At 58.9% G+C, this 26,720-nt stretch carries 27 protein-coding genes and 1 tRNA gene; 10 read left to right on the top strand and 18 right to left on the bottom strand.

The window, feature by feature from the left end; genetic code table 11:
* The first annotated feature begins 21 nt into the window (after positions 1–21).
* From AB7M29_RS27740 to AB7M29_RS27785, 10 genes are all read left to right on the top strand, one after another.
* Positions 22–1,032 (top strand): ornithine carbamoyltransferase, encoded by a 1,011-nt coding sequence (locus AB7M29_RS27740; protein ID WP_052967949.1) that lies wholly within the window; start codon positions 22–24, stop codon positions 1,030–1,032.
* A 185-nt stretch (positions 1,033–1,217) separates the two neighbouring features.
* On the top strand, positions 1,218–2,147 hold the full coding sequence (arcC, locus tag AB7M29_RS27745; protein WP_454248463.1) for a carbamate kinase: 930 nt from the start codon (positions 1,218–1,220) through the stop codon (positions 2,145–2,147).
* 12 nt (positions 2,148–2,159) lie between these two features.
* Entirely contained in the window at positions 2,160–2,522 is a 363-nt protein-coding gene (locus AB7M29_RS27750) for a DUF5064 family protein (RefSeq protein WP_217854259.1), read from the top strand.
* 155 nt (positions 2,523–2,677) lie between these two features.
* A complete protein-coding gene (locus tag AB7M29_RS27755) occupies positions 2,678–4,186 on the top strand; it encodes a sigma-54-dependent transcriptional regulator (RefSeq protein WP_454248464.1) in 1,509 nt (502 codons plus the stop codon).
* A 433-nt stretch (positions 4,187–4,619) separates the two neighbouring features.
* Complete coding sequence (gene gcvH / locus AB7M29_RS27760) at positions 4,620–5,003, top strand: glycine cleavage system protein GcvH (protein ID WP_008005432.1); 384 nt, start codon at positions 4,620–4,622, stop codon at positions 5,001–5,003.
* 11 nt (positions 5,004–5,014) lie between these two features.
* Complete coding sequence (gcvP, locus tag AB7M29_RS27765; RefSeq protein ID WP_454248465.1) at positions 5,015–7,882, top strand: aminomethyl-transferring glycine dehydrogenase; 2,868 nt, start codon at positions 5,015–5,017, stop codon at positions 7,880–7,882.
* A 139-nt stretch (positions 7,883–8,021) separates the two neighbouring features.
* Complete coding sequence (locus AB7M29_RS27770) at positions 8,022–9,398, top strand: L-serine ammonia-lyase (protein WP_217854261.1); 1,377 nt, start codon at positions 8,022–8,024, stop codon at positions 9,396–9,398.
* Between the two features lie 33 nt (positions 9,399–9,431).
* The gene (gene gcvT, locus AB7M29_RS27775; RefSeq protein ID WP_429384440.1) at positions 9,432–10,556 is read left to right on the top strand and encodes a glycine cleavage system aminomethyltransferase GcvT; all 1,125 of its coding nucleotides are present in this window, start codon (positions 9,432–9,434) and stop codon (positions 10,554–10,556) included.
* A 391-nt stretch (positions 10,557–10,947) separates the two neighbouring features.
* A complete protein-coding gene (locus AB7M29_RS27780; RefSeq protein WP_003175786.1) occupies positions 10,948–11,160 on the top strand; it encodes a cold-shock protein in 213 nt (70 codons plus the stop codon).
* A gap of 96 nt (positions 11,161–11,256) precedes the next feature.
* Complete coding sequence (locus AB7M29_RS27785; RefSeq protein WP_052964277.1) at positions 11,257–11,745, top strand: RDD family protein; 489 nt, start codon at positions 11,257–11,259, stop codon at positions 11,743–11,745.
* Between the two features lie 135 nt (positions 11,746–11,880).
* On the opposite strand, the gene nadA is transcribed toward AB7M29_RS27785, so the two are convergent.
* The 18 genes from nadA to AB7M29_RS27875 all read right to left on the bottom strand — a co-directional run bounded on the left by nadA (position 11,881) and on the right by AB7M29_RS27875 (position 26,316).
* Entirely contained in the window at positions 11,881–12,939 is a 1,059-nt protein-coding gene (nadA, locus tag AB7M29_RS27790; RefSeq protein WP_052964278.1) for a quinolinate synthase NadA, read from the bottom strand.
* A gap of 251 nt (positions 12,940–13,190) precedes the next feature.
* Positions 13,191–13,266: transfer RNA gene (locus tag AB7M29_RS27795), tRNA-Lys, on the bottom strand.
* A gap of 63 nt (positions 13,267–13,329) precedes the next feature.
* Entirely contained in the window at positions 13,330–14,022 is a 693-nt protein-coding gene (gene queC / locus AB7M29_RS27800; protein WP_454248466.1) for a 7-cyano-7-deazaguanine synthase QueC, read from the bottom strand.
* 1 nt (position 14,023) lies between these two features.
* Complete coding sequence (gene queE, locus AB7M29_RS27805) at positions 14,024–14,671, bottom strand: 7-carboxy-7-deazaguanine synthase QueE (RefSeq protein WP_008072914.1); 648 nt, start codon at positions 14,669–14,671, stop codon at positions 14,024–14,026.
* 167 nt (positions 14,672–14,838) lie between these two features.
* Complete coding sequence (ybgF, locus tag AB7M29_RS27810; protein WP_217854263.1) at positions 14,839–15,687, bottom strand: tol-pal system protein YbgF; 849 nt, start codon at positions 15,685–15,687, stop codon at positions 14,839–14,841.
* Positions 15,688–15,693: 6 nt separating this feature from the next.
* Positions 15,694–16,191 (bottom strand): peptidoglycan-associated lipoprotein Pal, encoded by a 498-nt coding sequence (gene pal, locus AB7M29_RS27815; protein ID WP_003178634.1) that lies wholly within the window; start codon positions 16,189–16,191, stop codon positions 15,694–15,696.
* Between the two features lie 52 nt (positions 16,192–16,243).
* Positions 16,244–17,512, bottom strand: coding sequence for a Tol-Pal system beta propeller repeat protein TolB (gene tolB / locus AB7M29_RS27820; protein WP_201060569.1), 1,269 nt, complete (start codon positions 17,510–17,512; stop codon positions 16,244–16,246).
* A 29-nt stretch (positions 17,513–17,541) separates the two neighbouring features.
* On the bottom strand, positions 17,542–18,621 hold the full coding sequence (tolA, locus tag AB7M29_RS27825; protein WP_217854264.1) for a cell envelope integrity protein TolA: 1,080 nt from the start codon (positions 18,619–18,621) through the stop codon (positions 17,542–17,544).
* Positions 18,621–19,073 (bottom strand): protein TolR, encoded by a 453-nt coding sequence (gene tolR, locus AB7M29_RS27830; RefSeq protein ID WP_162556275.1) that lies wholly within the window; start codon positions 19,071–19,073, stop codon positions 18,621–18,623. Before tolR ends, tolA begins: the two co-directional genes overlap by 1 nt.
* A gap of 23 nt (positions 19,074–19,096) precedes the next feature.
* The gene (gene tolQ / locus AB7M29_RS27835; RefSeq protein WP_052964284.1) at positions 19,097–19,792 is read right to left on the bottom strand and encodes a protein TolQ; all 696 of its coding nucleotides are present in this window, start codon (positions 19,790–19,792) and stop codon (positions 19,097–19,099) included.
* Positions 19,782–20,249, bottom strand: coding sequence for a tol-pal system-associated acyl-CoA thioesterase (gene ybgC / locus AB7M29_RS27840; RefSeq protein WP_007897031.1), 468 nt, complete (start codon positions 20,247–20,249; stop codon positions 19,782–19,784). The genes tolQ and ybgC overlap by 11 nt, the downstream gene beginning before the upstream one ends.
* A 127-nt stretch (positions 20,250–20,376) precedes the next feature.
* Positions 20,377–21,438 carry a Holliday junction branch migration DNA helicase RuvB gene (gene ruvB, locus AB7M29_RS27845; protein WP_454248467.1) on the bottom strand — a complete coding sequence of 354 codons (1,062 nt, stop codon included), beginning with the start codon at positions 21,436–21,438 and terminating at the stop codon, positions 20,377–20,379.
* Positions 21,439–22,053: a Holliday junction branch migration protein RuvA gene (gene ruvA, locus AB7M29_RS27850; protein WP_038981959.1), complete on the bottom strand. Its 615-nt coding sequence runs from the start codon at positions 22,051–22,053 to the stop codon at positions 21,439–21,441. It abuts the gene before it with no gap.
* A gap of 114 nt (positions 22,054–22,167) precedes the next feature.
* Positions 22,168–22,692 (bottom strand): crossover junction endodeoxyribonuclease RuvC, encoded by a 525-nt coding sequence (gene ruvC, locus AB7M29_RS27855; RefSeq protein WP_007897036.1) that lies wholly within the window; start codon positions 22,690–22,692, stop codon positions 22,168–22,170.
* A 158-nt stretch (positions 22,693–22,850) separates the two neighbouring features.
* Positions 22,851–23,597, bottom strand: coding sequence for a YebC/PmpR family DNA-binding transcriptional regulator (locus AB7M29_RS27860; RefSeq protein ID WP_008072427.1), 747 nt, complete (start codon positions 23,595–23,597; stop codon positions 22,851–22,853).
* 123 nt (positions 23,598–23,720) lie between these two features.
* Positions 23,721–25,496 (bottom strand): aspartate--tRNA ligase, encoded by a 1,776-nt coding sequence (gene aspS, locus AB7M29_RS27865; protein ID WP_217854265.1) that lies wholly within the window; start codon positions 25,494–25,496, stop codon positions 23,721–23,723.
* Between the two features lie 122 nt (positions 25,497–25,618).
* A complete protein-coding gene (locus AB7M29_RS27870; protein ID WP_010457489.1) occupies positions 25,619–25,840 on the bottom strand; it encodes an FmdB family zinc ribbon protein in 222 nt (73 codons plus the stop codon).
* Between the two features lie 137 nt (positions 25,841–25,977).
* Positions 25,978–26,316, bottom strand: coding sequence for a ribbon-helix-helix domain-containing protein (locus AB7M29_RS27875; RefSeq protein WP_217854470.1), 339 nt, complete (start codon positions 26,314–26,316; stop codon positions 25,978–25,980).
* Positions 26,317–26,720: the final 404 nt, after the last annotated feature.

A 26,720-nucleotide genomic window follows, 5' to 3' on the forward strand; every position in this document is an offset into this window, starting at 1 on the left:
GATACCCAAGGAGATCCAATCATGGCTTTTAATATGCGTAACCGCAGCCTGCTGAGTTTGATGCACCACACCACTCGCGAGCTGAACTACCTGCTGGACCTGTCCCGTGACCTCAAACGCGCCAAGTACACCGGCACCGAGCGTCCACACCTGCAAGGCAAAAACATCGCGCTGATCTTCGAAAAAACCTCGACCCGCACCCGGTGCGCCTTCGAAGTCGCGGCCCATGACCAGGGCGCTCACGTCACCTACATCGACCCGGTGTCGTCACAGATCGGCCACAAGGAAAGCATGAAAGACACCGCCCGCGTGCTCGGGCGGATGTTCGATGCCATCGAGTACCGCGGCTTCGAACAGGAAATCGTCGAAGAGCTGGCGAAGTTCGCCGGCGTGCCGGTGTTCAACGGCCTGACCGCTGAATTCCACCCGACGCAAATGATTGCCGACACCTTGACCATGCGTGAACACAGCGACAAACCGCTGCACGATATCAGCTACGCCTACCTCGGCGACGCGCGCTACAACATGGGCAACTCGTTGTTGATGATTGGCGCCAAACTCGGCATGGACGTGCGCATCGCCGCACCGAAAGCGCTATGGCCACATCAGGACTTCATCGATCAGTGCAAAGCCTTCGCCGAGGAAAGCGGCGCGCGCATCACCATCACCGAAGACCCGAAAGAAGCGGTCAAGGGCGTGGACTTCATCCACACCGACATCTGGGTATCGATGGGTGAGCCGGTGGAAGCGTGGGACGAGCGCATCGAGCAACTGCTGCCGTACCAGGTCAACGCCGACATGATGAAGGCCTCGGGCAATCCGCGCGTGAAATTCATGCACTGCCTGCCGGCGTTCCACAACAGCGAAACCAAGGTCGGCAAAGACATCGCCGCGCGCTATCCGCACCTGGCCAACGGGGTTGAAGTGACCGAAGACGTCTTCGAATCGCCGGCCAACATCGCCTTTGAGCAAGCGGAAAACCGCATGCACACCATCAAGGCGATTCTGGTGTCGGCGCTGGCGGATATCTAACGGCTCACTCGGGTCTCCCTGACGAAACACGGTCAATGTGGGAGCGGGCTTGCTCGCGAAAGCGGTCTGACAGGGAACATTGATGTCGACTGACACGCCGCCTTCGCGAGCAAGCCCGCTCCCACACAAACCCGGTTCCCACAGGGAGATCGAGTTACCCGCCCTCTATTTAGAAGGACTGCATTATGCGTATCGTCGTTGCTCTGGGCGGTAACGCCCTGCTCCGCCGGGGTGAACCCATGACCGCGGACAACCAGCGCATCAACATCCGGGTCGCCACCGAACAAATCGCCAAGGTCCATCCCGGCAATCAACTGGTGATCGCTCACGGTAATGGTCCGCAGGTCGGGCTGCTGTCGCTGCAAGCGGCGGCCTACACCCAGGTTTCCGCTTATCCGCTGGACGTGCTGGGTGCCGAAACCGAAGGCATGATCGGCTACATCATCGAACAGGAACTGGGCAACCTGCTGGACTTCGAAGTCCCGTTCGCCACCCTGTTGACCCAGGTCGAAGTCGACCCCAACGATCCGGCGTTCCAGAAGCCCAGCAAACCCATCGGCCCGGTCTATACCAAGGCCGAAGCGGAGAAACTCGCCGCCGAGAAAGGCTGGGCGATTGCTCCGGACGGCGACAAATTCCGCCGCGTGGTGGCCAGCCCGAGACCGAAACGCATCTTCGAAATCCGCCCGATCAAGTGGTTGCTGGAAAAAGGCAGCATCGTGATCTGCGCCGGTGGCGGGGGCATCCCGACGATGTACGACGCCAGCGGCAAACTGCAGGGCGTGGAAGCGGTGATCGACAAAGACCTGTGCTCGGCGCTGCTGGCCGAACAACTTGAAAGCGATCTATTGGTGATCGCCACCGACGTCAGCGCCGCGTTCATCGACTTCGGCAAACCCACCCAGAAAGCCATCGCCCAGGCTCACCCCGACGAGATGGAAAAACTCGGCTTCGCGGCCGGCTCCATGGGACCAAAGGTCCAGGCGGCCTGCGAGTTCGCCCGCCATACTGGAAAAACCGCGGTGATCGGTTCACTCTCGGACATCGAAGCGATCGTCCAGGGCAAGGCCGGCACCCGCATCAGTACGGCGACACCTGGCATAACTTACTTGTAAGGAGAGACGTCAATGGCAACGTTTGAGCCCGGTCATCTGCACATCGAGCGCCACGCGCTGACCCCGGATGATGTCAACTACAACGTGCACCTCGACTATGAGGTCACGCAGGATCCCAAGAAAGGCAAGGGGATGCTGTTCACCATGCACGGCAGCATGCAGGGAAAGGAGATGACGGAGACCTTCTTTCTACCCAAGGAGGAGGCTTACAACTTCGCCAACAACGTGACGAAAATCGCCGAGAAGTACGGAATCCCGAAGACACACAGCCAGATCGGCTCGATTCACAAGCATTACGATTTAATGTTTGAAGACATCCGCAAGCAGTTGGATATGAAATCCGGCGACCCGGTAAACCTCGAGAACTTCGAATAACCCCTATTCCCCTGGATGAACGCTGTACCTGTGGGAGCGCCGCACCGCCGCTCCCACAGGGATCATCGTTGCCCTGAAGTCCTGCGCAGGATTTCACCATTGGCCCGCCCCAAGGCATACTTGCCACCCTCCGCACTCCAGAACCCAACCGCCCCATGCGCATCCACGTCAGTTTCATCGACCGCGTCGGCATCACCCAGGAAGTCCTGGCCCTGCTCGGTGGGCGCAATCTCAATCTGGATGCGGTGGAAATGGTGCCGCCCAACGTCTACATCGACGCCCCGACCTTGAGCCCGGCAGTGCTCGAAGAGCTGCGCGACGCGCTGTTCAGCGTGCGCGGCGTGCAAGCGGTGACGGTGGTCGACATCCTTCCCGGCCAGCGCCGTCACTTGCAGCTCGATGCGTTACTCGCCGCCATGACCGACCCGGTATTGGCCCTCGACAGCGCTGGCAAGGTGCTGCTGGCCAACCCGGCGCTTATTGCCCTGTACGGCCGCGAACCTGCAGGTGAAAGCATCAGCGAGCTGTTTGCCGATCCGGCACTGCTCGACACGTTGCTGGAAAACGGCTTCCGCCTGCCGCTGCGCGAGATCACCGTCAACGGTCAGACCCTGCTGTTGGACGCCACGCCAATCACCGACGCCGGTGCGCTGCTGACCCTGTACCAACCGAACCGCATCGGTGAACGTCTTTCGGCGCTGCACCACGATCACGCCGAAGGCTTCGATGCCCTGCTCGGCGAATCCCCGGCGATTCGTACACTCAAGGCGCGCGCTCAACGGGTCGCAGCCCTTGATGCACCGTTGCTGATCCAGGGCGAAACCGGCACCGGAAAAGAACTGGTGGCCCGCGCCTGCCACGCCATCAGCGCCCGCCACAGTTCGCCGTTCCTGGCCTTGAACTGCGCCGCACTGCCGGAAAACCTCGCCGAAAGTGAGCTATTCGGCTATGCCCCCGGCGCCTTCACCGGCGCGCAGCGAGGCGGCAAACCGGGGCTGATGGAACTGGCCAACCAGGGCACGGTATTTCTCGACGAGATCGGTGAAATGTCGCCGTACTTGCAGGCGAAATTGCTGCGTTTTCTCAACGATGGCAGCTTCCGTCGGGTCGGTGGCGATCGCGAAGTGAAGGTCAATGTGCGGATCCTCAGCGCGACCCACCGCGATCTGGAAAAAATGGTCAGTGAAGGCACCTTCCGCGAAGACCTGTTCTATCGCCTCAACGTGCTGAATGTTGAAGTGCCGCCGTTGCGCGAGCGCGGCCAGGACATTCTGCTGCTGGCACGCTACTTCATGCAGCAGGCCTGCGCGCAGATCCAGCGAACGGTCTGTCGCCTTGCGCCGGGCACTTATCCCGCGCTGCTGGGCAACCGTTGGCCGGGTAATGTGCGGCAACTGCAGAACGTTATCTTCCGTGCCGCGGCGATTTGCGAAAGCAGCCTGGTGGACATCGGCGACCTCGATATCGCCGGCACCTCCGTGGCGCGCCAGAGCGACAGCGAGGTCGATAGTCTCGAACAGGCCATGGAAGAGTTCGAGAAAACCCTGCTGGAAAAGCTCTACGTCAGCTACCCCTCGACTCGTCAATTGGCCAGCCGCCTGCAAACCTCCCACACCGCGATTGCCCATCGGTTGCGTAAGTACGGCATACCCAACAAACCTTAACGCATCACTCGGTCAACTGTGGGAGCGGGCTTGCTCGCGAAAGCGGTGGGTCAGTCACCATCAATGTTGTCTGACCCACCGCTTTCGCGAGCAAGCCCGCTCCCACAGGGGTCTGCGCTGTTTTCAAAATCGTTTTCAAAAACGACCTCCATCTGTACTGAAAGCGCTACAGCGGAACGATATCGATACACCCTCTCCTGAACACCGCTGCGCAAGGCTTTGATCCACCTCAGCTTTTTTCTTCAGTCTGTGCTGTAGCGATTTCGCTACAGCCAGTCCTTTTCAGTCTTTCGTAAAAACCAACAACTAATTGATTTATAAAGAAAAAATAACATTGGCCGCGATTTTGCTAAGTAACCCTTCATAAATCAGGGCATTGCCCGAGCATTCAATCGCGTCCACCAGACGAGTCTGGCCCCCCTTAGGAGTTTCCATGAGCGAGTTGCGTTTTACTGAAGATCACGAATGGCTGCGCACCGAAGCTGACGGCACCGTCACCGTCGGCATCACTGCTTTCGCACAGAACGCCCTGGGCGACGTGGTTTTCGTACAACTGCCTGAGCTGCAGTCCTACGACAAAGGCGCTGAAGCCGCCACTGTGGAATCGGTAAAAGCCGCCAGCGGCGTGTACATGCCACTCGACGGAGAAGTGCTGGAAGTGAACCCGGCGCTGGACAGCAGCCCTGAACTGGTCAACGAAGATCCGCTGGGCGAAGGCTGGTTCTTCCGCTTCCAGCCAACCGACGCCTCGGCTGTCGGCCAACTGCTGGATCAAGACGCTTACGACCGTCTGATCAAAGCCAACGCTGAAGCCTGAGGAGCGCTGACATGACTCAAGTACTTCCTGTTTCTGTAAATGTCAGCACCGCCAACGAATTCATCGCGCGCCATATCGGCCCGCGTTCGGGCGACGAGCAAGCCATGCTCAACAGCCTGGGCTTTGATTCGCTGGAAGCCCTGAGCGCCAGCGTCATTCCCGACAGCATCAAGGGCACCAGCGTCCTCGGCCTGGAAGACGGCCTGAGTGAAGCGGATGCCCTGACGCTGATCAAATCCATCGCCGGCAAAAACCAGCTGTTCAAGACCTACATCGGCCAGGGCTACTACGGCACTCACACGCCGTCGCCGATCCTGCGCAACCTGCTGGAAAACCCGGCCTGGTACACCGCTTACACCCCGTACCAACCAGAAATTTCCCAAGGCCGTCTCGAAGCGCTGCTGAACTTCCAGACCCTGATCAGCGACCTCACCGGCCTGCCGATCGCCAACGCCTCGCTGCTCGACGAAGCCACCGCCGCTGCCGAAGCCATGACCTTCTGCAAACGCCTGAGCAAGAACAAAGGCAGCCACGCGTTCTTCGCATCGGTGCATTGCCACCCGCAAACCCTCGACGTTTTGCGCACCCGTGCCGAGCCGTTGGGCATCGACGTGGTGGTCGGCGACGAGCGCGAACTGACTGACGTGACGCCGTTCTTCGGCGCCCTGCTGCAATACCCGGCCAGCAACGGTGACGTGTTCGACTACCGCGAACTGACCGAGCGTTTCCACGCGGCTAATGCGCTGGTCGCAGTCGCGGCTGACCTGCTGGCCCTGACCGTGCTGACCCCGCCGGGCGAATTCGGCGCTGACGTGGCCATCGGCAGTGCGCAACGCTTCGGCGTGCCGCTGGGCTTCGGTGGTCCGCACGCGGCCTACTTCTCCACCCGTGATGCGTTCAAACGCGACATGCCAGGCCGTCTGGTTGGCGTGTCCGTGGACCGTTTCGGCAAGCCGGCCCTGCGCCTGGCCATGCAGACCCGCGAGCAACATATCCGCCGCGAGAAAGCCACCAGCAACATCTGCACCGCCCAAGTGCTGCTGGCCAACATCGCCAGCATGTACGCCGTGTACCACGGTCCGAAAGGACTGACGCAGATCGCCAAGCGCATACATCACCTGACCGCGATCCTCGCCAAAGGCTTGAGCGCATTGGGCCTGACCGTCGAGCAAACCAGCTTCTTCGACACGCTGACGCTCAAGACCGGCGCGCAAACAGCTGCTTTGCACGACAAGGCGCGTGCTCAGAAGATCAACCTGCGTGTTGTAGATGGCGAGCGTCTGGGCCTGTCCCTGGACGAAACCACCAGCCAGGCTGACGTTGAAACCCTGTGGAGCGTGCTGGCCGACGGCAAGGCGCTGCCAGACTTCGCCGCCCTCGCCGCCTCGGTCGAAAGCACCCTCCCGGCCGCTCTGGTTCGCCAATCGCCGATCCTCAGCCACCCGGTGTTCAACCGTTATCATTCGGAAACCGAGCTGATGCGCTACCTGCGCAAGCTCGCCGACAAGGACCTGGCCCTGGATCGCACCATGATCCCGCTGGGTTCCTGCACCATGAAACTCAACGCCGCCAGCGAAATGATCCCGGTGACCTGGGCTGAATTCGGTGCCCTGCACCCGTTCGCCCCGGCCGAGCAAAGCGCCGGTTATCAGCAGCTGACGGATGAACTGGAAGCGATGCTCTGCGCCGCCACCGGTTACGACTCGATCTCCCTGCAACCGAACGCCGGTTCCCAAGGTGAATACGCTGGCCTGCTGGCGATTCGTGCGTACCACCAGAGCCGTGGCGAAGACCGTCGCGACATCTGCCTGATCCCGTCGTCCGCCCACGGCACCAACCCGGCCACCGCCAACATGGCTGGCATGCGTGTAGTCGTGACCGCGTGCGATGCCCGAGGCAACGTCGACATCGAAGACCTGCGCGCCAAGGCCATCGAGCACCGCGAACACCTCGCTGCGCTGATGATCACCTACCCGTCGACCCACGGCGTGTTCGAAGAAGGCATCCGCGAAATCTGCGGCATCATTCACGACAACGGCGGCCAGGTGTACATCGACGGCGCCAACATGAACGCCATGGTCGGCCTCTGCGCACCGGGCAAGTTCGGCGGCGACGTGTCCCACCTGAACCTGCACAAAACCTTCTGCATTCCCCATGGCGGTGGCGGCCCGGGCGTCGGCCCGATTGGCGTCAAGTCGCACCTGACCCCATTCCTGCCGGGCCACGCCCAGATGGAACGCAAGGAAGGCGCGGTCTGCGCGGCACCGTTCGGCAGCGCGAGCATTCTGCCGATCACTTGGATGTACATTCGAATGATGGGGGGCGCGGGTCTCCAGCGTGCTTCGCAATTGGCGATCCTGAATGCCAACTACATTTCCCGTCGCCTCGAAGAGCATTACCCAGTGTTGTACACCGGCAGCAATGGCCTGGTGGCGCACGAATGCATCCTCGACCTGCGTCCGTTGAAAGACAGCAGCGGCATCAGTGTCGATGACGTCGCCAAGCGCCTGATCGACTTCGGCTTCCACGCCCCGACCATGTCGTTCCCAGTGGCCGGCACGTTGATGATCGAGCCGACCGAAAGCGAATCCAAGGAAGAACTGGACCGCTTCTGCGACGCCATGATCCGTATCCGCGAAGAAATCCGCGCGGTGGAAAACGGCACGCTGGACAAGGACGACAACCCGCTGAAAAACGCGCCACACACCGCCGCGGAAATCGTCGGCGAGTGGACGCATCCGTACAGCCGCGAGCAAGCGGTTTACCCGGTAGCGTCGCTGATCGAAGGCAAGTACTGGCCACCGGTCGGTCGCGTCGACAACGTCTTCGGCGATCGCAACCTGGTCTGCGCCTGCCCGTCGATCGAAAGCTACGCTTAAACCAGTGTGGGGCGGTTGATCCGCCCCACTCAAGAACAGCGCATATCCCCTTGTGGGAGCGAGCAAGCCCGCTCCCACAAGGATTTGTGCCAAGCCTCAAGTTCCGCCAATTCCTATAACAAGAAACCGGAGAACAACCATGTCGTTAAGCGTGTTCGACCTGTTCAAGATTGGCATCGGCCCCTCCAGCTCCCACACCGTCGGCCCGATGCGTGCCGCTGCGCGTTTCGCCGAAGGTCTGCGCCGTGAAGGGCTGCTGGCCGCAACCTCCTGCGTCAAAGTCGAGCTCTACGGCTCGCTCGGCGCCACCGGCAAAGGCCACGGCAGCGACAAGGCTGTGTTGCTGGGCCTGGAAGGCGAACACCCGGATACCGTAGACACCGAAACCGTCGCCGCTCGCCTGCAAGAAATTCGTGGCAACGGTCGCCTGAACCTGCTCGGCGAACACAGCATTGCGTTCAACGAGAAAGAACACCTGGCGATGATTCGCAAACCGTTGGCCTATCACCCCAACGGCATGATCTTTCGCGCATTCGATGCGGCGGGCATACAAATCCGCAGCCGCGAGTACTACTCGGTCGGTGGCGGGTTCGTCGTCGATGAAGACGCCGCTGGCGCCGACCGGATCGTCGAAGACGCGACTCCCCTGACCTTCCCGTTCAAAAGCGCCAAGGACCTGCTCGGTCATTGCACCACCTATGGTTTATCAATCAGTCAGGTGATGCTGACCAATGAAAGCGCCTGGCGCCCCGAAGCGGAAACCCGTGCCGGTTTGCTGAAGATCTGGCAAGTGATGCAGGACTGCGTCACGGCTGGTTGCCGCAATGAAGGCATCCTTCCTGGTGGACTGAAGGTCAAACGTCGGGCCGCGGCGCTGCATCGGCAACTGTGCAACAACCCGGAATCATCGCTGCGCGATCCGCTGTCGGTGCTGGACTGGGTCAACCTGTACGCCCTGGCAGTCAACGAAGAAAACGCTAACGGTGGGCGCGTGGTTACCGCACCCACCAATGGCGCGGCCGGAATCATCCCGGCGGTGCTGCATTACTACATGCGCTTCATCCCCGGGGCCAACGAAGATGGCGTCGTGCGCTTTCTACTGACGGCCGCCGCGATCGGCATTCTGTACAAGGAAAACGCCTCGATCTCCGGCGCCGAAGTCGGCTGTCAGGGAGAGGTTGGCGTCGCCTGTTCCATGGCCGCCGGCGCCTTGTGTGAAGTGCTGGGCGGCACGGTGCAGCAGGTGGAAAACGCCGCCGAAATCGGCATGGAACACAACCTCGGCCTGACCTGCGACCCGATTGGCGGGTTGGTGCAAGTGCCTTGCATCGAGCGCAACGCCATGGGTTCGGTCAAGGCCATCAATGCGGTGCGTATGGCCCTGCGCGGCGACGGTCAGCACTTCGTCTCCCTCGACAAAGTCATTCGCACCATGCGCCAGACCGGCGCCGACATGAAAAGCAAATACAAGGAAACCGCCCGTGGCGGTTTGGCGGTCAACATTATCGAGTGCTGATGCGCGCATCTGCACTATTTTCAGGAGCTGGATATGTCCACCGAACAATTGTTGAAAACCCCGTTGCACGCACTGCACCTCGAACTCGGCGCCCGCATGGTGCCGTTTGCCGGCTACGACATGCCGGTGCAATACCCGTTGGGCGTGATGAAAGAACACCAGCACACCCGTGATCAGGCCGGGCTGTTCGATGTCTCGCACATGGGCCAGATCCGCCTGACCGGCGCCAACGCGGCCAAAGCCCTGGAAACGCTGGTGCCGGTGGACATCATCGACCTGCCGGTGGGCATGCAGCGCTACGCGATGTTCACCAACGAGACCGGCGGCATCCTCGACGATCTGATGGTCGCCAACCTCGGTAACGACGAACTGTTCCTGGTGGTCAACGCGGCCTGCAAGGATCAGGACCTGGCGCACCTGCGCAAGCACATCGGCGATCAGTGCACGATCGAGCCATTGTTCGAAGAGCGCGCGTTGCTGGCTCTGCAAGGTCCGGCCGCTGTCACGGTGCTCGCACGCCTGGCGCCTGAAGTGGCGAAGATGACCTTCATGCAGTTCGCCCGCGTGAAGCTGTTGGGCGTGGACTGCTTTGTCAGCCGTTCAGGCTACACCGGCGAAGACGGTTTCGAAATCTCCGTACCAGCGGCCAACGCCGAAGCCCTGGCTCGCGCCCTGCTGGCCGAACCGGAAGTCGCGGCCATCGGCCTCGGCGCTCGCGACTCCCTGCGCCTGGAAGCCGGCCTGTGCCTCTACGGCCACGACATGAACACCGAAACCACCCCAATCGAAGCGAGCCTGCTGTGGGCTATCTCCAAGCCTCGTCGTGCCGATGGCGCTCGGGCCGGTGGCTTCCCTGGCGCTGAAACGGTGTTCGCCCAGCAGCAAGCGGGTGTCAGCCGCAAACGCGTTGGCCTGTTGCCGCAGGAACGTACGCCAGTGCGCGAAGGTGCGGAAATCGTCAACGAAGCCGGCGAAATCATCGGCAGCGTGTGCAGCGGCGGTTTCGGTCCGACCCTTGGCGGTCCTTTGGCCATGGGTTACCTCGACAGCGCTTACATCGCTTTGGATACGCCGGTTTGGGCAATTGTTCGTGGGAAAAAGGTGCCTTTGCTTGTAAGCAAAATGCCATTTGTTCCACAACGCTACTATCGCGGTTGATTGACTGTTTCTATAAGTAACGCGGTTGCGTTAACAGTGCACTAATCTGTAACGCAGCCGCCATAAAACAGTGCGAACGTTTCGTTTATGAACGTTACTTATAACGATCGAAAACAACTGAACAACTCTATCGAATAAGCCTGCGTTAGTGTCGCCCCTGATTGTCCCAACCCGAGGAAACCCGGGCCTTCGCAGGGCTTGTTTTTTCTCCCGTAGTTGGCGTAGAGTTTGTTCACTGTGTTTGCATGGGTCGCTTGGAATCGTGACCTGGGCAGTAGCCTACAAGTTAGCTACATCCCGTTCGACGTCTTCTTACTCTCCTGCAACCAGCCCCAGTACTCTTTCACGAGAAGGAGACTGTCATTCATTTTTGCGTCAAAGGAAATAAGAAATGTCCCAACGTCAGAGCGGTACCGTCAAGTGGTTTAACGACGAGAAAGGTTTTGGTTTTATCACTCCAGAAAGCGGTCCGGATCTGTTCGTACATTTCCGCGCTATTCAGGGTAACGGCTTCAAAAGCCTGAAAGAAGGCCAGAAAGTGACTTTCGTTGCTGTGCAAGGCCAGAAAGGCATGCAGGCTGACGAAGTACAAGCAGAAGCCTGATCTTCTGTAACGAAAAAGCCCCTGATACTGATATCAGGGGCTTTTTTGTGCGCGTAAATCCGTAAAATGGCTTCTTTTTTCCGTTCAGAGGCTGCCATGTCGAAACACCTGCTCAACCCACAGGGCGACTTCCCCGCCGTCGGCCTGGGTCGTCGCCTGGCAGCGATGTTCTACGACTTTCTGTTATGCACTGCCCTGCTGATCGTCACCAGCGGCATTTACAAGATGATCCAGATGGCGATCATCGGCGAAGGCCAAATGCGAGCTATGACCGACGCTGGCGCACTGGACGGTGATCCGCTGTTATCGACGGTGCTGTTGTTCGTGCTGTTCGGTTTCTTTGCCAAGTTCTGGACTTGGTCGGGGCAGACTCTGGGGATGCAGGTCTGGGGCATCCGCGTGCAAAACGCCGATGGCTCATCCATCAGCCTGTGGCAGGCGCTGCTGCGCTTTGTGGTGTCGATCGCGTCCTGGCTATGCCTCGGGCTGGGATTCTTCTGGTCGCTGTTCGACAAGCAGAAGCGCAGCTGGCATGACATCTATTCCAATACCCAGCTCGTGCGGATCCCGAAGAAAACCAAGTAATTTTGCCGTATGAAAATCACTGTGGGAGCGGGCTTGCTCGCGAAATCGGTGTGTCAGACAACATCAATGTTGACTGATACGCCCTCTTCGCGAGCAAGCCCGCTCCCACAGTTTTTGCGGTTTGACTGACAGACCTTAAGCGTTGCCGGCCAACTTCATCCGCGCCGCCTGAGTGAAATCAAGCATCCGCTTCAACGGCCGCACCGCCTGTGGAATCAACGCCGGATCAACGAAGATCTCGTTGGTCCCTTCACGCAAGCTCTTCAGCGTGCGCTCAAGCGTATTCATCGCCATCCACGGGCAATGCGCGCAACTGCGGCACGCTGCGCCGTTACCGGCAGTTGGCGCTTCGATAAAGACCTTGTCCGGGCATAGCTGCTGCATCTTGTAGAAGATGCCGCGGTCGGTGGCGACGATCAGGGTCTTGTTCGGCAGACTTTGCGCAGCAGCGATCAGCTGACTGGTGGAACCCACCGCGTCGGCCAACTCGATGACGGCGGTCGGCGACTCCGGGTGCACCAGAATGGCCGCATCCGGGTACAGCGCCTTCATGTCTTCGAGCTGCTTGGCCTTGAACTCTTCGTGGACGATGCAGGCACCGTCCCACAGCAGCATGTCGGCGCCGGTCTTGCGCTGGATGTAAGTGCCCAGGTGCTTGTCCGGAGCCCAGATGATGGTTTCGCCGTTATCCATCAGGCTTTCGACGATTTCCAGCGCACAGCTGGAAGTCACCACCCAGTCCGCCCGCGCTTTGACCGCCGCCGAAGTGTTGGCATACACCACCACCGTACGTTCCGGATGCTGATCGCAGAACGCCGAGAACTCGTCTACCGGGCAACCCAGGTCCAGCGAGCAAGTCGCTTCCAGGGTCGGCATCAGTATGCGTTTTTCAGGGTTGAGGATTTTCGCGGTTTCGCCCATGAACTTCACGCCGGCGACCACCACGGTCTTGGCCGGGTGGGCATTGCCGAAGCGGGCCATCTCCAGAGAGTCGGAGACGCAGCCACCGGTTTCTTCGGCAAGGGCCTGAATGACCGGATCGCAATAGAAGTGGGCAACCAGCACCGCGTCCTGAGCCTTGAGCTCGGCAGCGATGGCAGTACGGTAATAAGCCTCTTCCTCGGCGGTCAGCGGTTTGGGCTGCTTGGCGTCGAGGTGGGCTTGAACCAGAAGGCGTTCGGAAATCTGCGTCATGTTCGCAAGACCTGCAGGCGCTTTCGCGCGAAAGTCGAGTATACACCCGGCTCCGGACCCTTCGGGGTACCGCCGGGAGAGTGAGTATTCATCAGGCGTGGATAGCGTTGAAGCTGCGCAAGGCTACAGAATATCCCGTGGATGCAAAAGATGATTCTGACCTGCGTCACCCGGACTGAGTCGACCTCAAATCGCGGGCAAAAAAAAACCCGGAAATCCTCACTTACGTGGGCCTTCCAGATTTTTTAAAATGGTGGGTCGTGTGGGATTCGAACCTACGACCAATTGGTTAAAAGCCAACTGCTCTACCAACTGAGCTAACGACCCGCTGTGTGGTGGCGCGTATAATACTGATTTTTAAGGACTATTCAACACCTAATTTGAAATAAATCAAAAATAAGGTGTTGGGTCAGTCACACCGGCCGCCGCGAAGCCTTCTGCACGCAGGCGGCAGCTGTCGCATTTACCGCAGGCGCGGCCATTATCGTCTGCCTGATAGCAGGAAACGGTCAGCCCGTAATCGACGCCAAGCTTCACGCCGGCCTGAACGATCTGGGCCTTGCTCAGGTTCTGCAGTGGCGCCTGGATACGGAAGCCCTGCCCTTCTACCCCGGTCTTGGTCGCCAGGTTGGCCATGCGCTCAAAGGCTTCGATGAACTCGGGACGGCAATCCGGATAACCGGAGTAATCCACCGCGTTGACACCGATAAAGATGTCACGTGCGCCCAGCACTTCGGCCCAACCCAGGGCCAGGGACAGAAACACGGTGTTTCGCGCTGGCACGTAAGTCACCGGGATACCTTCACCCGGTGTTTCCGGCACATCGATGCTAGTGTCGGTCAGGGCCGAACCGCCGATACCGTTCAGGTTCAGGCCGATCACCTTGTGCTCGACCACACCCAAGTCTTGGGCGACACGTGCGGCGGCGTGCAATTCGGCGTGTGACCGCTGACCATAATCGAAGCTCATGGTGTAGCAGCGGTAGCCTTCAGCACGGGCCATGGCCACGACTGTCGCGGAGTCGAGACCGCCGGACAGCAAGATGACCGCACGTTTTTCTGCAGTGTTCGTTTGTTCAGTCATTTCAGCGCCCCGGCTCGTCATTCCAAAGATATTTATGCAGCTGCAATTGCAGACGCACAGGCAGATTGTCCGCCACCACCCAGTCCGCCAGATCACGCGCGTTCAGGTCATGGTGGCTCGGCGAGAACAGGACTTCGCCGGCACGCTGATCCAGACCGTATTGAATCAGCTTGGACACGGCCCAGTCGTAGTCTTCCCGCGAGCAGATGACAAACTTTACCTGATCGTTAGGCGTGAGCAGCTCGATGTTCTCGTAGCGGTTGCGGTGCGCTTCTTTCGAACCCGGGGTTTTCAGATCGACGACGCGACTGACTCGTGGATCGACCGCCGAGATATCCAGCGCGCCACTGGTTTCCAGGGACACTTCGTAGCCGGCGTCACATAACTGCTTGAGCAAGGGAATGGCATTCGGTTGCGCCAGGGGTTCGCCACCCGTGACACAAACATAACGCGGACGAAAACCGGCCACTTGCTCGAGGATGTCGTCGAGCGTGCGAATGGTGCCGCCAGTGAACGCGTAGGCGCTGTCGCAGTATTGGCAACGCAATGGGCAACCGGTCAGGCGCACAAAAACAGTGGGCAGCCCGGCAGTCCGCGTTTCACCCTGCAACGAGTAGAAAACTTCGGTGATTCTCAATGTGTCTTGCATAGTCGCCACGGGCGTAACAGCTAAACAGGCTGTCCGCCTCCGTCAGGCACTTCAAGGAACCTCGCCAACGCGCAGATCCCAAAAAGCGTGTTTCATAAAAAGGGCGTGAATTCTAACGAAAAAACCCGCGACAAGCGCGGGTTTCTTCGAAACGGGTCAAGCAGCCCTTACATTTTTTGCAGATCACGCTGGGCCAACTGAGCGGCGGAAGTACCCGGATATTGGGACACAACCTGCTGCAGAATGCCTTTGACCCTGTCGGTATGACCGAGGCGGCGCTCTACATCAGCGAGCTTGTACAGCGAATCAGGCACTTTGGGGTGCTTGGGGTACAGCTGCGAAACCTTGGCAAATGCCTGACCTGCACCCTGCAGATCGCCTTTGGCCAGGTTCACTTCACCCAACCAGTACTGGGCGTTGCCCGCGTATTGGCTGTTCGGGTATTTGCGCAGGAATGCGGCGAAAGCCTGGCTGGCCTTGTCGAAATCCTTGGCCTTGATCAGGTCGAAGGCTGCATCGTAATACAGTTTTTCCTTCGCCGGATCAGCCGGTTCGCTACCCGCGGCAGGCGCTTGTGTGGCAGCGGCTGCCGCTCCGGCACCTGCGCCGGCTGCTGCTGCACCGGGGGCATTCAAATTGCCACCGGTGGAAGAATTATCAGGAGTCGCGGCTGGTGCAACGCCGGTTCCTATGCGCCGATCAAGATCCTGATATCGCTCCAGGTTCTCTTGCTTCATGCGCGCTACATCATTTTGCAGAACTTCGATCACACCCTGTTGGCGTGAGATCTGCTCCTGCATCGATTGCAGTTGGTTGAACAGCTCGCCCTGTGCCGAGACAGGGGCCGAAACCCCTCCCCCGGCATAGGCGCCGTTCGTACCGTAACCCGCAGGCGGATAACTACTCCCGCTATTGTTATAGCCGGAGTTGTCCTCGACCACAGGAACCGCAGCCCACACCGCAAACGGTGCGAGGCTGAGAGCCAAAACAGTTACAGCACGACGGCACGTTCGCATGACGAATTACTTACGCAGTTCGACGCGACGGTTTTGAGCCCAGGACTGCTCGTCGTTGCCGGTAGCAACTGGACGCTCTTCGCCGTAGGAAACCAGTTCCAGCTGAGCTGGGGAAACACCTTGCAGTACCAGGTAGCGCTGAACGGCTTTCGCACGACGCTCGCCCAGTGCCATGTTGTACTCACGAGTACCACGTTCGTCGGTGTTGCCTTCCAGAACAACGCGAGCGCCGTTTGCTTTCAGGTCTTTGGCGTGAACGTCCAGAGCGCGCATGGCTTCTGGCTTCAGGTCCGAGCTGTCGTATTCGAAGTAGAAGGTGGTGATTGCGCGCAGAGCAGCTTCTTCGCTCAGGGAGCCGTCAACAGCACCAGTGTTTGCGCCGTAACCAGCGTTTGGATCAACAGCGCCTTCACCGGCATTGTCGCCGCCTTTGGACGAGCAACCTACAGCTACAGCCATGGCCAGAGCCAGCGCAGCAAATTTACCAAACTTCAGCATTTCCATCGTGAAACTCCTAATGAACCCCAGTGTGTTAAGTACAACGTGTAGCGCCGCGTCAGTTCAGGTAAGGGGACCAGGAAGGTTCTCTGACTTCGCCTTGTGCGGTAGGAAGCGGGAGCCTTACGCGTCCATTAATGGACACGAGCATCAAGACTCCCCGGCCCTGCTGGCGGGTGGCGTAGATTACCATGGTGCCGTTGGGCGCAACAGTAGGTGACTCGTCCAGAGTGCTATCAGTGAGGATCTTTACACTACCTCGCTGCAGATCCTGGGCCGCCACCTTGAAATTGGTGAAGCCTTCCTGACGATGGATCATCACCAGGGTCTTTTCATCGGCCGACAGTTTAGGGTTGGCGTTGTAGTTACCAATGAAGGTCACACGCTCCGCACCACCACCGCTTGCGCTGGTTTTGTAGATCTGTGGCTTGCCGCCACGGTCGGAGGTGAAGTAGATGGTCGAACCATCTTTACCCCAGAACGGTTCGGTGTTGATGCCTTGACCGTTGGTAACGCGACTGATCTGACGCGAACCCAGGTTCATTACATAAATGTCCGGGTTACCGTCTTTCGACAGCACGAATGCCAAACGCTGACCATCCGGCGACCATGCTGGCGCACCATTCAGGCCTTCGAAGTTGGTGATCTGCTCACGGCGACCGGTGTCGATGTTCTGCATGAAAATGCGCGGACGCTTCTGCTCGAACGACACGTAGGCAATACGCTTGCCATCCGGTGCAAAACGCGGCGACAGGATTGGCTCGCGCGATTGCAGCAGGGTCACGGCACGGGCGCCATCATAGTCCGAACGTTGCAGCGTGTAGCGAGTGTTCTTCTCGGAGAACCGCTCGGCCGTCACGTACAGCAGACGAGTCGAGAACGCACCTTTGATACCGGTGAGTTTCTCGAACGACTGGTCGGAGATGTAGTGCGCCATGTCGCGCAGTTGATCGACGCTGCCCGACACGCTGCCGGTCAGCACTTGCTGCTCGGTGGCGACGTTGAACAGTGCGTATTGAACCTGCAGGCGACCGCCCGCTGGAACGATACTGCCGACCATAATGTACTGGGCGCCAACAGCCTTCCAGTCACGGAAAATGATTTCGCTCGCCTGGCTTGGCTGGCTGATCATGTTCTGCTTTGGAATCGGTGCGTAGTAACCCGAGTTACGCAGGTCGTTACCGATGATCTCGGCCATGTCATCCGGCAGCACGGTGCCACCCTGGAAACCGAATGGCACTACGGCAATTGGAGTTGCCTGGGAGCTACCACTGCTGACCAGGATATTTTTTTCATCTGCCGTGGCCAGTCCCGCAAAGCAGAACATGACTACAAGCAGTCCTCGAAGAAGGTTTCTCACAAGGCTAGATCCTCAGGTGTGAATGTCATCTTGAATGAACGATAGGGTGCGAAATCAGCTGGCTTCAGACCCTGCATTTCGGTCAATCGACCAATATTTTTTACCGCCGCTACCGCTGAACTGTCGAACGGCACATCACCACTGGAACGGGCAACCGATACGCCGGAGATCGTTCCGTCAGGCAGCATGTTGATTTGCAGGATCACTTTCATGCCCTTGCGGGCCGACGGTGGCTGCGCCCAACCTTCAGAAGCACGCGAGCGAATCAGGTCATCGAAGTTGCCGGCGACTTCGTCACCCTGCTCATCGGCCAAGGCCTGCTGACGCTGCGGCGTGTCGGAAAGCAAATCTGCCAGGGCCTGAGCCTTTTTCTCATCGACGGATTTACGTGCCGCTTCCTGCGATTTTTTCTTCGCGGCATCGGCAGCAGCTTTCTTCTTCGCGTCTTCGGCGACTTTCTTTTTCGCCTCTTCAGCTTCAGATTTCTTCTTGGCGTCTTCGGCGGCTTTCTTCTTCGCGTCTTCGACGATCTTTTTCTTCGCTTCTTCAGCGGCCGCTTTCTTGGCCTCTTCTTCAGCAGCTTTCTTGGCTTCTTCTTCAGATTTCTTCTTGGCTATATCAGCCAATTGTTTCTCTTCGGCCTTTTTGGCTTCGGCGGTCTTCTTGGCTTCATCGGCTTTCTTGGCTTCATCAGCCTTTTTTGCCTCTTCCGCTTTCTTCGTCTCGTCGGCCTTCTTGGATTCTTCGGCTTTTTGAGCCGCATCTTCCTTCTTTTGTTCCGCGGCCTTGATCGCTTCCTGCTCGATCTTTTTCTGTTCCATCTGTTCGACTTCGGTCTGGCGCGCGGCAGATTTCTTCGCCTCACCCGCAATCTTCTGATTGGTCTGGGTGGTCGCCTGACTTTTCGATTTCAGCTGGTACAAGGTCGCCTGGACAATGGGCTTGGCCGGCGGCAGCTCCGGTGTGAAGGCGAAACTGACAAACAGCATGCCGAAAACCAGCACGTGCAAGACAATCGCCCAGACACTAGGCCAGAAGTAGCTTTCCGAGGCGGACGGCTCTCGCATTTGCTGCATCAGGGTGCCTCGGTAATCAAGCCAACATTACCGACCCCGGCTTTCTGCAACCCGCCCATCGCGCCCATGACGGAGCCGTAATCGACAGTCTTGTCGCCGCGAATGAATACCTGGGTACGCTTGCCGCCTTCAGTACCGGCGCGAATGATCTTGGTCACCGCGTCAGTCATTTGCGGCAAGGTCATGGCCTTGTCCTGCTGCTTTTCGGTGTCGACTTCGCTGCCAAGGTTCCAGTAGTAGGTCTTGTCAGACTTGATCGAAATGGTCAGGACCTGAGTGTTGTTGTCCTGCGGCAAGGCTTCGCTGGAAACCTTGGGCAGATCAACTTTCACGCCCTGATTGAGCATCGGCGCGGTCACCATGAAGATGACCAGCAGTACCAACATCACGTCGATGTAAGGCACCACGTTCATCTCGGCAACCGGCTTGCGCTTTTTGCGAGCTCGAGCGATTAAAGCCATTGGAAATTACCTGCTTATTCTTCGCTGGTGTGCACTTTGCGGTGCAGGATCGCCTGGAATTCGTCGGCGAAGGTGTAGTAACGGCCCAGCAGGGTTTCGCTGCGAGCAGCAAAACGGTTGTAAGCGATAACGGCCGGGATGGCGGCGAACAGACCGATCGCGGTAGCAATCAGTGCTTCGGCAATACCCGGGGCCACAGTGGCCAGGGTCGCTTGCTGGGCAGTTGCCAGACCACGGAAGGAGTTCATGATGCCCCAGACCGTACCGAACAGACCGATGTACGGGCTGACGGAACCGACGGTGGCGAGGAATGGCAGGCTCTGCTCGAGCTTTTCTTCCTCACGGGAGATGGCCACGCGCATGGCACGGGCCACGCCTTCCATGACTGCTTCCGGGTCAACGCCTGCCTGCTGACGCAGACGGGAGAACTCCTTGAAGCCGGCACGGAAGATCTGCTCGACGCCCGAATCCGGATCAGGGTTGCTACCGGCCTGACGGTAGAGTTTGGACAGGTCGATGCCAGACCAGAAGCGCTCTTCAAAGCTCTCCAGGGCACGTCGACCGGCGCGCAGCAAGTTGCTGCGCTGAAAAATCATGATCCATGAGGTCACCGATGCGGCTACCAGGATCAGCATTACCAGTTGCACCACGATACTGGCATTGCTGACCAGGCTCCACATGGAGGAATGGTCGACGACGTTAGCTTCCACGCTTTATCTCCTGCTTTGAGTGTGTACCCGCGCCGCTCACGTCGGCAAAGGCCGCACGTAGAGCTTCGGGAATGGCCCGGGGTTTTAAACTGTTGGTGCGCACACAGGCCACCAGAAACTGCCCTTCGCAGAGCAGCGCATTATCCGTAGCCCGCCTGACTTGCTGCTTGAAGCGCAGGCTGACCCGGTTCAATTCAATTACTTCAGCGCTTACCAGCAGTTCGTCGTCCAGTCGCGCCGGCGCGTGGTAACGCGCTTCGCTGGAATGCACGACAAACAACAGGTCCTCCCCTGCCAGCGCCGACTGGGCAAAGCCCAGCTCTCGGAGCCGCTCGGTTCGAGCCCGTTCCATAAACTTGAGGTAATTGACGTAATACACGATGCCGCCCGCATCGGTGTCCTCGTAATAAACGCGACAACGATGTGCGAAAGGCTCAAGCCCGTTTTGCGCGCGCATACTCTAGTGCTTACTCCTCAGGTTGCCAATCCGGCCAGGCAACTGTTTTTCATTGATTCGCGGCTTTCTGGCGAAAGTACGGTCCTGGGACAGCACAAACCCCGAATAAATCAGCGCGCAAAGGTGACTAATCGTCCACGGCATCGAGGAACTCGTCTACCACGGGCATCTCGCCTAATCGTGACGGGATGTTTAAACCGAAGTGCAGGTACGCATGCCGAGTGACCACCCGCCCCCGCGGAGTGCGCATGATATAGCCCTGCTGGATCAAATATGGCTCCAGCACGTCTTCAATGGTGTGGCGTTCTTCGCTGATTGCCGCCGCCAGACTGTCCACCCCCACCGGCCCACCGTCGAACTTCTCGATCATGGTCAGCAGCAGGCGTCGGTCCTGATGGTCGAAGCCTCGCTCGTCGACATCCAGCAGGTTCAGCGCCAGGTCGGCGATCGGCTTGGTGATGTGGCCCTTGGCGCGGACCTCGGCAAAATCCCGGACCCGACGCAGCAAGCGGTTGGCGATCCGCGGCGTGCCACGGGCACGGCGGGCGATTTCGAAGGCGCCTTCCGGGTCCAGCGGCAAACCGAGAATGTTCGCCGAACGGCTGACAATCGTTGCCAGGTCGGCGTTGTTGTAGAACTCCAGGCGCTGGACGATCCCGAAACGGTCGCGCAACGGGTTGGTCAGCATGCCGGCCCGGGTGGTTGCGCCGACCAGGGTGAACGGCGGCAGATCGAGTTTGATCGAGCGCGCGGCCGGCCCTTCGCCAATCATGATGTCGAGCTGGAAATCTTCCATGGCCGGGTACAGCACTTCTTCGACGATCGGCGACAACCGATGGATCTCGTCGATGAACAGCACGTCATGGGGTTCAAGGTTGGTCAGCAACGCCGCCAAATCACCCGGACGCTCAAGGACCGGCCCCGAAGTGCTTTTGATCGACACACCCATTTCCTGGGCAATGATGTTGGCCAGGGTGGTTTTACCCAAACCCGGAGGACCGAAAATCAGCGTGTGATCCAGTGACTCATTGCGCCCGCGCGCGGCCTGGATGAACAACTCCATTTGCTCGCGAACGGTCGGCTGGCCAATGTATTCGGCCAGGCTGACGGGACGAATCGCCCGGTCCTGGACTTCCTCGCGGTCACGGGGACCTCCCGTGGCGGCGATCAGACGATCAGCTTCAATCACTTAGATCATTCCCTTAAGGGCACGACGAATCATGTCTTCACTGCTCAAACCTTTCTCCTTGATCGCGGAAATCGCCTTGCTGGCCTCCTGCGGCTTGTAGCCCAGGGAAATCAGCGCACTGACCGCGTCATTTTCGGCGGTGGCGACCGGAGGCGCATCTGGCCCACCCGGCTGGTTTGGCACCAATGCGAACATCGCTGGCACGGTTTCCCAAGCCTTGAAGCGATCCTTGAGTTCCACCAACAAACGCTCAGCCGTCTTCTTGCCCACGCCCGGCACCTTGGTCAGCGCCGAAGTGTCCTGGGACTGCACGCAACGAACCAGTTCGTCGACCTCCAGGCTCGACATCAAGGCCAGCGCCAGTTTCGGCCCCACACCATTGAGACGGATCAACTCGCGGAAAAAGTCTCGCTCGCGCTTGCCAAAGAAGCCATAGAGTAACTGCGCGTCTTCGCGTACGACCAAATGGGTGTGCAAGGTCAGTGGTTCACCGACCGACGGCAAGCGATAAAGCGTGGTCATGGGCACTTCCAGCTCATACCCCAGACCATTTACATCCAGAATCAGGTGCGGCGGCTGTTTCTCAGCCAAAGTGCCGCGCAAGCGTCCAATCACGTTTCAGATCCTTGAGCCTTGGCCAGATCAGGGCTGGCGACTGACAGAACAAGAGTTTTGCGCCGACAACACAGGCGCAAAACCTCATTCCATAAAAAATGATTGCTGATGCTATCAGAGACGCAGGCGCCCGCCACGACTGCGTGCTGTACCCAGACCATGAGGCAACAGGCTGGAACGGGTGTGAGCGTGGCAAATCGCGATGGCCAGGGCATCCGAAGCATCGATTTGCGGCTTGCTGGTCAATTTCAGCATGTGCATGACCATCATTTGCACTTGTTCTTTGTTCGCCCCGCCGGTGCCGGTCACCGCCTGTTTGACCTGGGTCGCGGTGTATTCGGCGATTTCCAGGCTTTCCTCGGCACCGGCCACGATGGCTGCGCCGCGCGCCTGGCCGAGCTTGAGGGCGGAGTCGGCATTGCGGGCCATGAAGACTTTTTCAATGCCCATGGTCACCGGGCCATAGGTCTGGATCACTTCACGCACACCCCGATAGACGATTTGCAGACGCTCGTGCAACTCGCCGGAGCCCGTGCGAATACAGCCCGACGCCACGTACACGCAGCCACGCCCGGTATCACGTACCACGCCATAACCGGTGATACGCGAACCGGGGTCGATTCCAAGAATTAAAGTCATAACGCCTGCGGGTTAGGTAAGAGCACGATATTCAACACAGCGAATAACAAATGTGGGAGCTGGCTTGCCTGCGATGGCGTAGGCACATCAAACAATGATGTAGCCTGACACGCCGCCATCGCAGGCAAGCCAGCTCCCACACTGAATCTTAGTCGCCCTTATCCGAGCTGAGCGGCGACCGACTCTGGAATGTCGGCGTTGGAATACACGTTTTGCACGTCATCCAGGTCTTCAAGCATGTCGATCAGCTTCAGAACCTTCTCGGCGCCTTCCAGGTCCAGTTCGGCACTGGTGGTCGGCAGCATGACGATTTCCGCATCATCGCCCTTGAAGCCGGCAGCCTCCAAAGCGTTGCGCACGGAATAGAAGCCGGCGAACGAGGTAAACACGTCGATCGAGCCGTCTTCGTGGGTCACCACGTCATCGGCGTCGGCCTCCATGGCCGCTTCCATCAATGCATCTTCATCAACGCCAGGCGCGAAGGAAATCTGCCCCTTGCGTTCGAACAGATAAGCCACCGAACCGTCGGTGCCGAGGTTGCCGCCGCACTTGCTGAACGCATGGCGAACAGCCGCTGCGGTGCGGTTGCGGTTGTCGGTCATGCATTCGACCATCACCGCCACACCGCCCGGGCCGTAACCTTCGTAGGTCAGTTCGACCATGTCGTCGGTATCGGCGGCACCGGCACCACGAGCAACCGCGCGATCGATGATGTCGCGGCTCATGTTCGCACCCAGCGCTTTATCCAGCGCCAGACGCAAACGCGGGTTGGAGCCGGGATCACCGCCACCCTGACGAGCAGCAACCGTCAGTTCACGAATCCACTTGGTGAAAATCTTGCCCTTCTTGGCATCCTGACGTTCTTTGCGGTGCTTGATGTTCGCCCACTTGGAATGACCCGCCATAACTCGCTCCGAATTCTCTTTGAAACATTGCCCGCCACGCCATGATGCGCCAGCCAGCAAATAAAAATCTCGACCATTGTATAAAGAAAGGGCGCATCCGAAGATGCGCCCTTCTGGTCAGCCTTACTCAGCTTTAGGCGTTTCGCGCAGACGAATGTGCAGTTCGCGCAGTGCCTTGGCATCCACCAGACCTGGTGCCTGAGTCATGACACAGGCAGCGCTCTGGGTTTTCGGGAAGGCGATCACTTCACGGATCGACTGGGCGCCGGTCATCAGCATCACCAGACGGTCCAGACCGAAGGCCAGACCACCGTGCGGCGGCGCACCGTATTTCAGGGCGTCGAGCAGGAAGCCGAACTTCTCTTCCTGTTCCGCTTCGCTGATACCCAGCAGACGGAACACCGACTGTTGCATTTCCTTGCGGTGGATACGGATCGAACCGCCACCCAGCTCGGTGCCGTTCAGGACCATGTCGTAGGCACGGGACAGCGCGGCTGCCGGGTTGGCTTCCAATTCTTCCGGCGTGCACTTCGGCGCGGTGAACGGGTGGTGCAACGCGGTGAAGCTGCCGTCGTCGTTTTCTTCGAACATCGGGAAGTCGACGACCCACATCGGTGCCCACTCGCAGGTCAGCAGGTTCAGATCGTGACCCACCTTGATCCGCAGCGCGCCCAGGGCTTCGCTGACGATCTTGGCTTTGTCGGCGCCAAAGAACACGATGTCGCCATCGACTGCACCGACGCGATCGAGGATCACGTTGAGGTTGGCTTCCGGAATGTTCTTCACGATCGGCGACTGCAGGCCTTCAACACCGGCAGCACGATCGTTGACCTTGATGTACGCCAGGCCCTTGGCACCGTAGATGCCGACGAACTTGGTGTAGTCGTCGATCTGCTTGCGCGGCATGCTTGCCGCGCCGGGAACGCGCAAGGCGGCAACACGGCATTTCGGGTCGTTGGCAGGGCCGCTGAACACCTTGAAGTCGACTTCTTTCAGTTGATCGGCAACGTCAACCAGTTCCAGCGGGTTACGCAGGTCCGGCTTGTCGGAACCGTAACGACGCATGGCCTCTTCGAAGGTCATGTGCGGGAAGTCGCCGAACTCCAGGTCCAGCACCTCCTTGAACAGGTTGCGGATCATTTGTTCGGTGATGCCCATGATCTCTTTTTCATCGAGGAAGCTGGTCTCGATGTCGATCTGGGTGAATTCCGGCTGACGGTCGGCGCGCAGATCTTCGTCGCGGAAGCACTTGGCGATCTGGTAGTAACGGTCGAAGCCGGCGACCATCAGCAGCTGCTTGAACAGCTGTGGCGATTGCGGCAAGGCGAAGAAGCTACCTGCGTGAGTACGGCTCGGCACCAGGTAGTCGCGAGCGCCTTCTGGCGTGGCGCGGGTCAGAATCGGCGTCTCGACATCGAGGAAGCCGTTCTCGTCCAGGAAGCGACGGATGCTGGTGGTCATGCGCGAACGCAGACGCAGCTTCTCGAGCATTTCCGGGCGACGCAGGTCAAGGAAGCGATAACGCAGGCGGGTTTCTTCGCCGACGTCGGAGAACTCGTTGAGCGGGAACGGCGGGGTTTCCGCTTCGTTCAATACTTCCAGCTCGTAGCCCAGCACTTCGATCATGCCCGACGCCATGTTGGCGTTGGTGGCACCGGCCGGACGCAGGCGAACCTTGCCGGTGATCTTGACCACGTATTCGCTGCGCACGCGATCAGCGGCGGCGAAGGATTCAGCGCGGTCCGGGTCGAACACCACCTGGGCCAGACCGTCACGATCACGGATATCGAGGAAAATCACCCCACCGTGGTCACGGCGACGGTGAACCCATCCGCAAAGGGTAATTTCCTGGCCTTCCAGGCTTTCGTTCAGTTGGCCGCAATAATGGCTGCGCATCATGGTAGTGGTTTCACTTCTCGTAATTCGAAATTCGGTTGGAGGTCTTGCCGCACCCCCACACTTAAATAAGGTGCCAGATGATGCAAGAGCTCACGCGTGTCATTCAGCCCGGGCGCTAGACCCTAGTCAGCTTTGTCGCCACCGGCCAGATTCTTCTTGGAACCGGTCTTGAAGTCGGTTTCGTACCAGCCGGTGCCGCTGAGGCGGAAGCCCGGCATGGACAGCATCTTTTTAAGCTCTGGCGCCTGGCAGGCAGGGCAGTCGACCAGCGGTGCTGCGCTGATCTTTTGAATGGCTTCCAACTGATGACCACAGGAAGCACATTGATAGTCGTACATCGGCATGGGGGTTGTCTCGGCGATCAGATTGCTACCGCGCATGCTGGGCTTTGCGGCAAAGGGCGGGATTATATCCATTAAATGCAGCCTGTGCAGCCGTAAGACTGCACAGACCGACACTCGACCCGATCAACCACCAACCGCTAAGCAATGACGAGGCAACTTCCCTCCTTCAGGCTGTGCACGACGCAGACCACGCGCACCAGCCCGGTGAAGTTCTTCACCCCGCCATGACGCAGATGCACTTCGCGATCCACGTGGGACAACAGCGCACTGACCGAGCAGCAATTGACCTTGGCCATATCACCCAAAATATCCCAATAGACCTGCTCCAGCCGCAAACAGGTCGCAAAGCCATTCAAACGCACTGACCGGGACAATGGCTGGGCCAGGCCCATATCGAATTCGCTGACTAATGAATCAATCCTTACCTCCTTGAGTGGACCGACCCTCCCCTCGTTTCGCCTGTCTTCATGAACCATACCGTTGACACTCCTTTGCCATCCTTGCTGCTTATAAGAGTCATATTCCGTTTCCTTATAAAAGCGCAGGCGCACCGGCATATCCAGATGACTTTATGACCATCAACGTAGGATAAGCCAACAACGGAGGGGAGATCATGGAGCACGTCCTAGGCCGGACGTTTTCCCACAGGTACTGACGCAACATCACTCAAGGAAAAGGCAATAGATCCGAGGAACACTGCGCGCGAACAACACTCAGCAAGCGTCATTCGCCCACCGGCCAGTGGAAAGCACCGCTGGACTGCCTGATTTGAGTAGCCGCGGGCTTTGCTGTTAAATAGGCAGTGTGTCGCTACCGCCTATTTTCCGGGGGTTGCGCATAGGCTGATACCGGGTACGTGTCCAACGCCTCTTATTGTTCT

The sequence above is a fragment of the Pseudomonas sp. F-14 TE3623 genome, assembly GCF_053629015.1.

Bases quoted from the DNA above. Each gene is read 5' to 3' on its own strand.
- tolA (WP_217854264.1), bottom strand. From the start codon at position 18,621: ATGCAGCAAATGCGAGAGCCGTCCGCCTCGGAAAGCTACTTCTGGCCT.
- queC (WP_454248466.1), bottom strand. From the start codon at position 14,022: ATGACTGAACAAACGAACACTGCAGAAAAACGTGCGGTCATCTTGCTG.
- AB7M29_RS27740 (WP_052967949.1), top strand. From the start codon at position 22: ATGGCTTTTAATATGCGTAACCGCAGCCTGCTGAGTTTGATGCACCAC.
- AB7M29_RS27750 (WP_217854259.1), top strand. From the start codon at position 2,160: ATGGCAACGTTTGAGCCCGGTCATCTGCACATCGAGCGCCACGCGCTG.
- queE (WP_008072914.1), bottom strand. From the start codon at position 14,671: ATGCAAGACACATTGAGAATCACCGAAGTTTTCTACTCGTTGCAGGGT.
- nadA (WP_052964278.1), bottom strand. From the start codon at position 12,939: ATGACGCAGATTTCCGAACGCCTTCTGGTTCAAGCCCACCTCGACGCC.
- AB7M29_RS27875 (WP_217854470.1), bottom strand. From the start codon at position 26,316: ATGGTTCATGAAGACAGGCGAAACGAGGGGAGGGTCGGTCCACTCAAG.
- pal (WP_003178634.1), bottom strand. From the start codon at position 16,191: ATGGAAATGCTGAAGTTTGGTAAATTTGCTGCGCTGGCTCTGGCCATG.
- aspS (WP_217854265.1), bottom strand. From the start codon at position 25,496: ATGATGCGCAGCCATTATTGCGGCCAACTGAACGAAAGCCTGGAAGGC.
- AB7M29_RS27770 (WP_217854261.1), top strand. From the start codon at position 8,022: ATGTCGTTAAGCGTGTTCGACCTGTTCAAGATTGGCATCGGCCCCTCC.
- AB7M29_RS27755 (WP_454248464.1), top strand. From the start codon at position 2,678: ATGCGCATCCACGTCAGTTTCATCGACCGCGTCGGCATCACCCAGGAA.
- AB7M29_RS27785 (WP_052964277.1), top strand. From the start codon at position 11,257: ATGTCGAAACACCTGCTCAACCCACAGGGCGACTTCCCCGCCGTCGGC.
- AB7M29_RS27870 (WP_010457489.1), bottom strand. From the start codon at position 25,840: ATGCCGATGTACGACTATCAATGTGCTTCCTGTGGTCATCAGTTGGAA.
- AB7M29_RS27780 (WP_003175786.1), top strand. From the start codon at position 10,948: ATGTCCCAACGTCAGAGCGGTACCGTCAAGTGGTTTAACGACGAGAAA.
- gcvH (WP_008005432.1), top strand. From the start codon at position 4,620: ATGAGCGAGTTGCGTTTTACTGAAGATCACGAATGGCTGCGCACCGAA.
- ybgC (WP_007897031.1), bottom strand. From the start codon at position 20,249: ATGCGCGCGCAAAACGGGCTTGAGCCTTTCGCACATCGTTGTCGCGTT.
- tolB (WP_201060569.1), bottom strand. From the start codon at position 17,512: ATGTTCTGCTTTGCGGGACTGGCCACGGCAGATGAAAAAAATATCCTG.
- ruvC (WP_007897036.1), bottom strand. From the start codon at position 22,692: ATGACTTTAATTCTTGGAATCGACCCCGGTTCGCGTATCACCGGTTAT.
- AB7M29_RS27860 (WP_008072427.1), bottom strand. From the start codon at position 23,597: ATGGCGGGTCATTCCAAGTGGGCGAACATCAAGCACCGCAAAGAACGT.
- arcC (WP_454248463.1), top strand. From the start codon at position 1,218: ATGCGTATCGTCGTTGCTCTGGGCGGTAACGCCCTGCTCCGCCGGGGT.
- ybgF (WP_217854263.1), bottom strand. From the start codon at position 15,687: ATGCGAACGTGCCGTCGTGCTGTAACTGTTTTGGCTCTCAGCCTCGCA.
- gcvP (WP_454248465.1), top strand. From the start codon at position 5,015: ATGACTCAAGTACTTCCTGTTTCTGTAAATGTCAGCACCGCCAACGAA.
- gcvT (WP_429384440.1), top strand. From the start codon at position 9,432: ATGTCCACCGAACAATTGTTGAAAACCCCGTTGCACGCACTGCACCTC.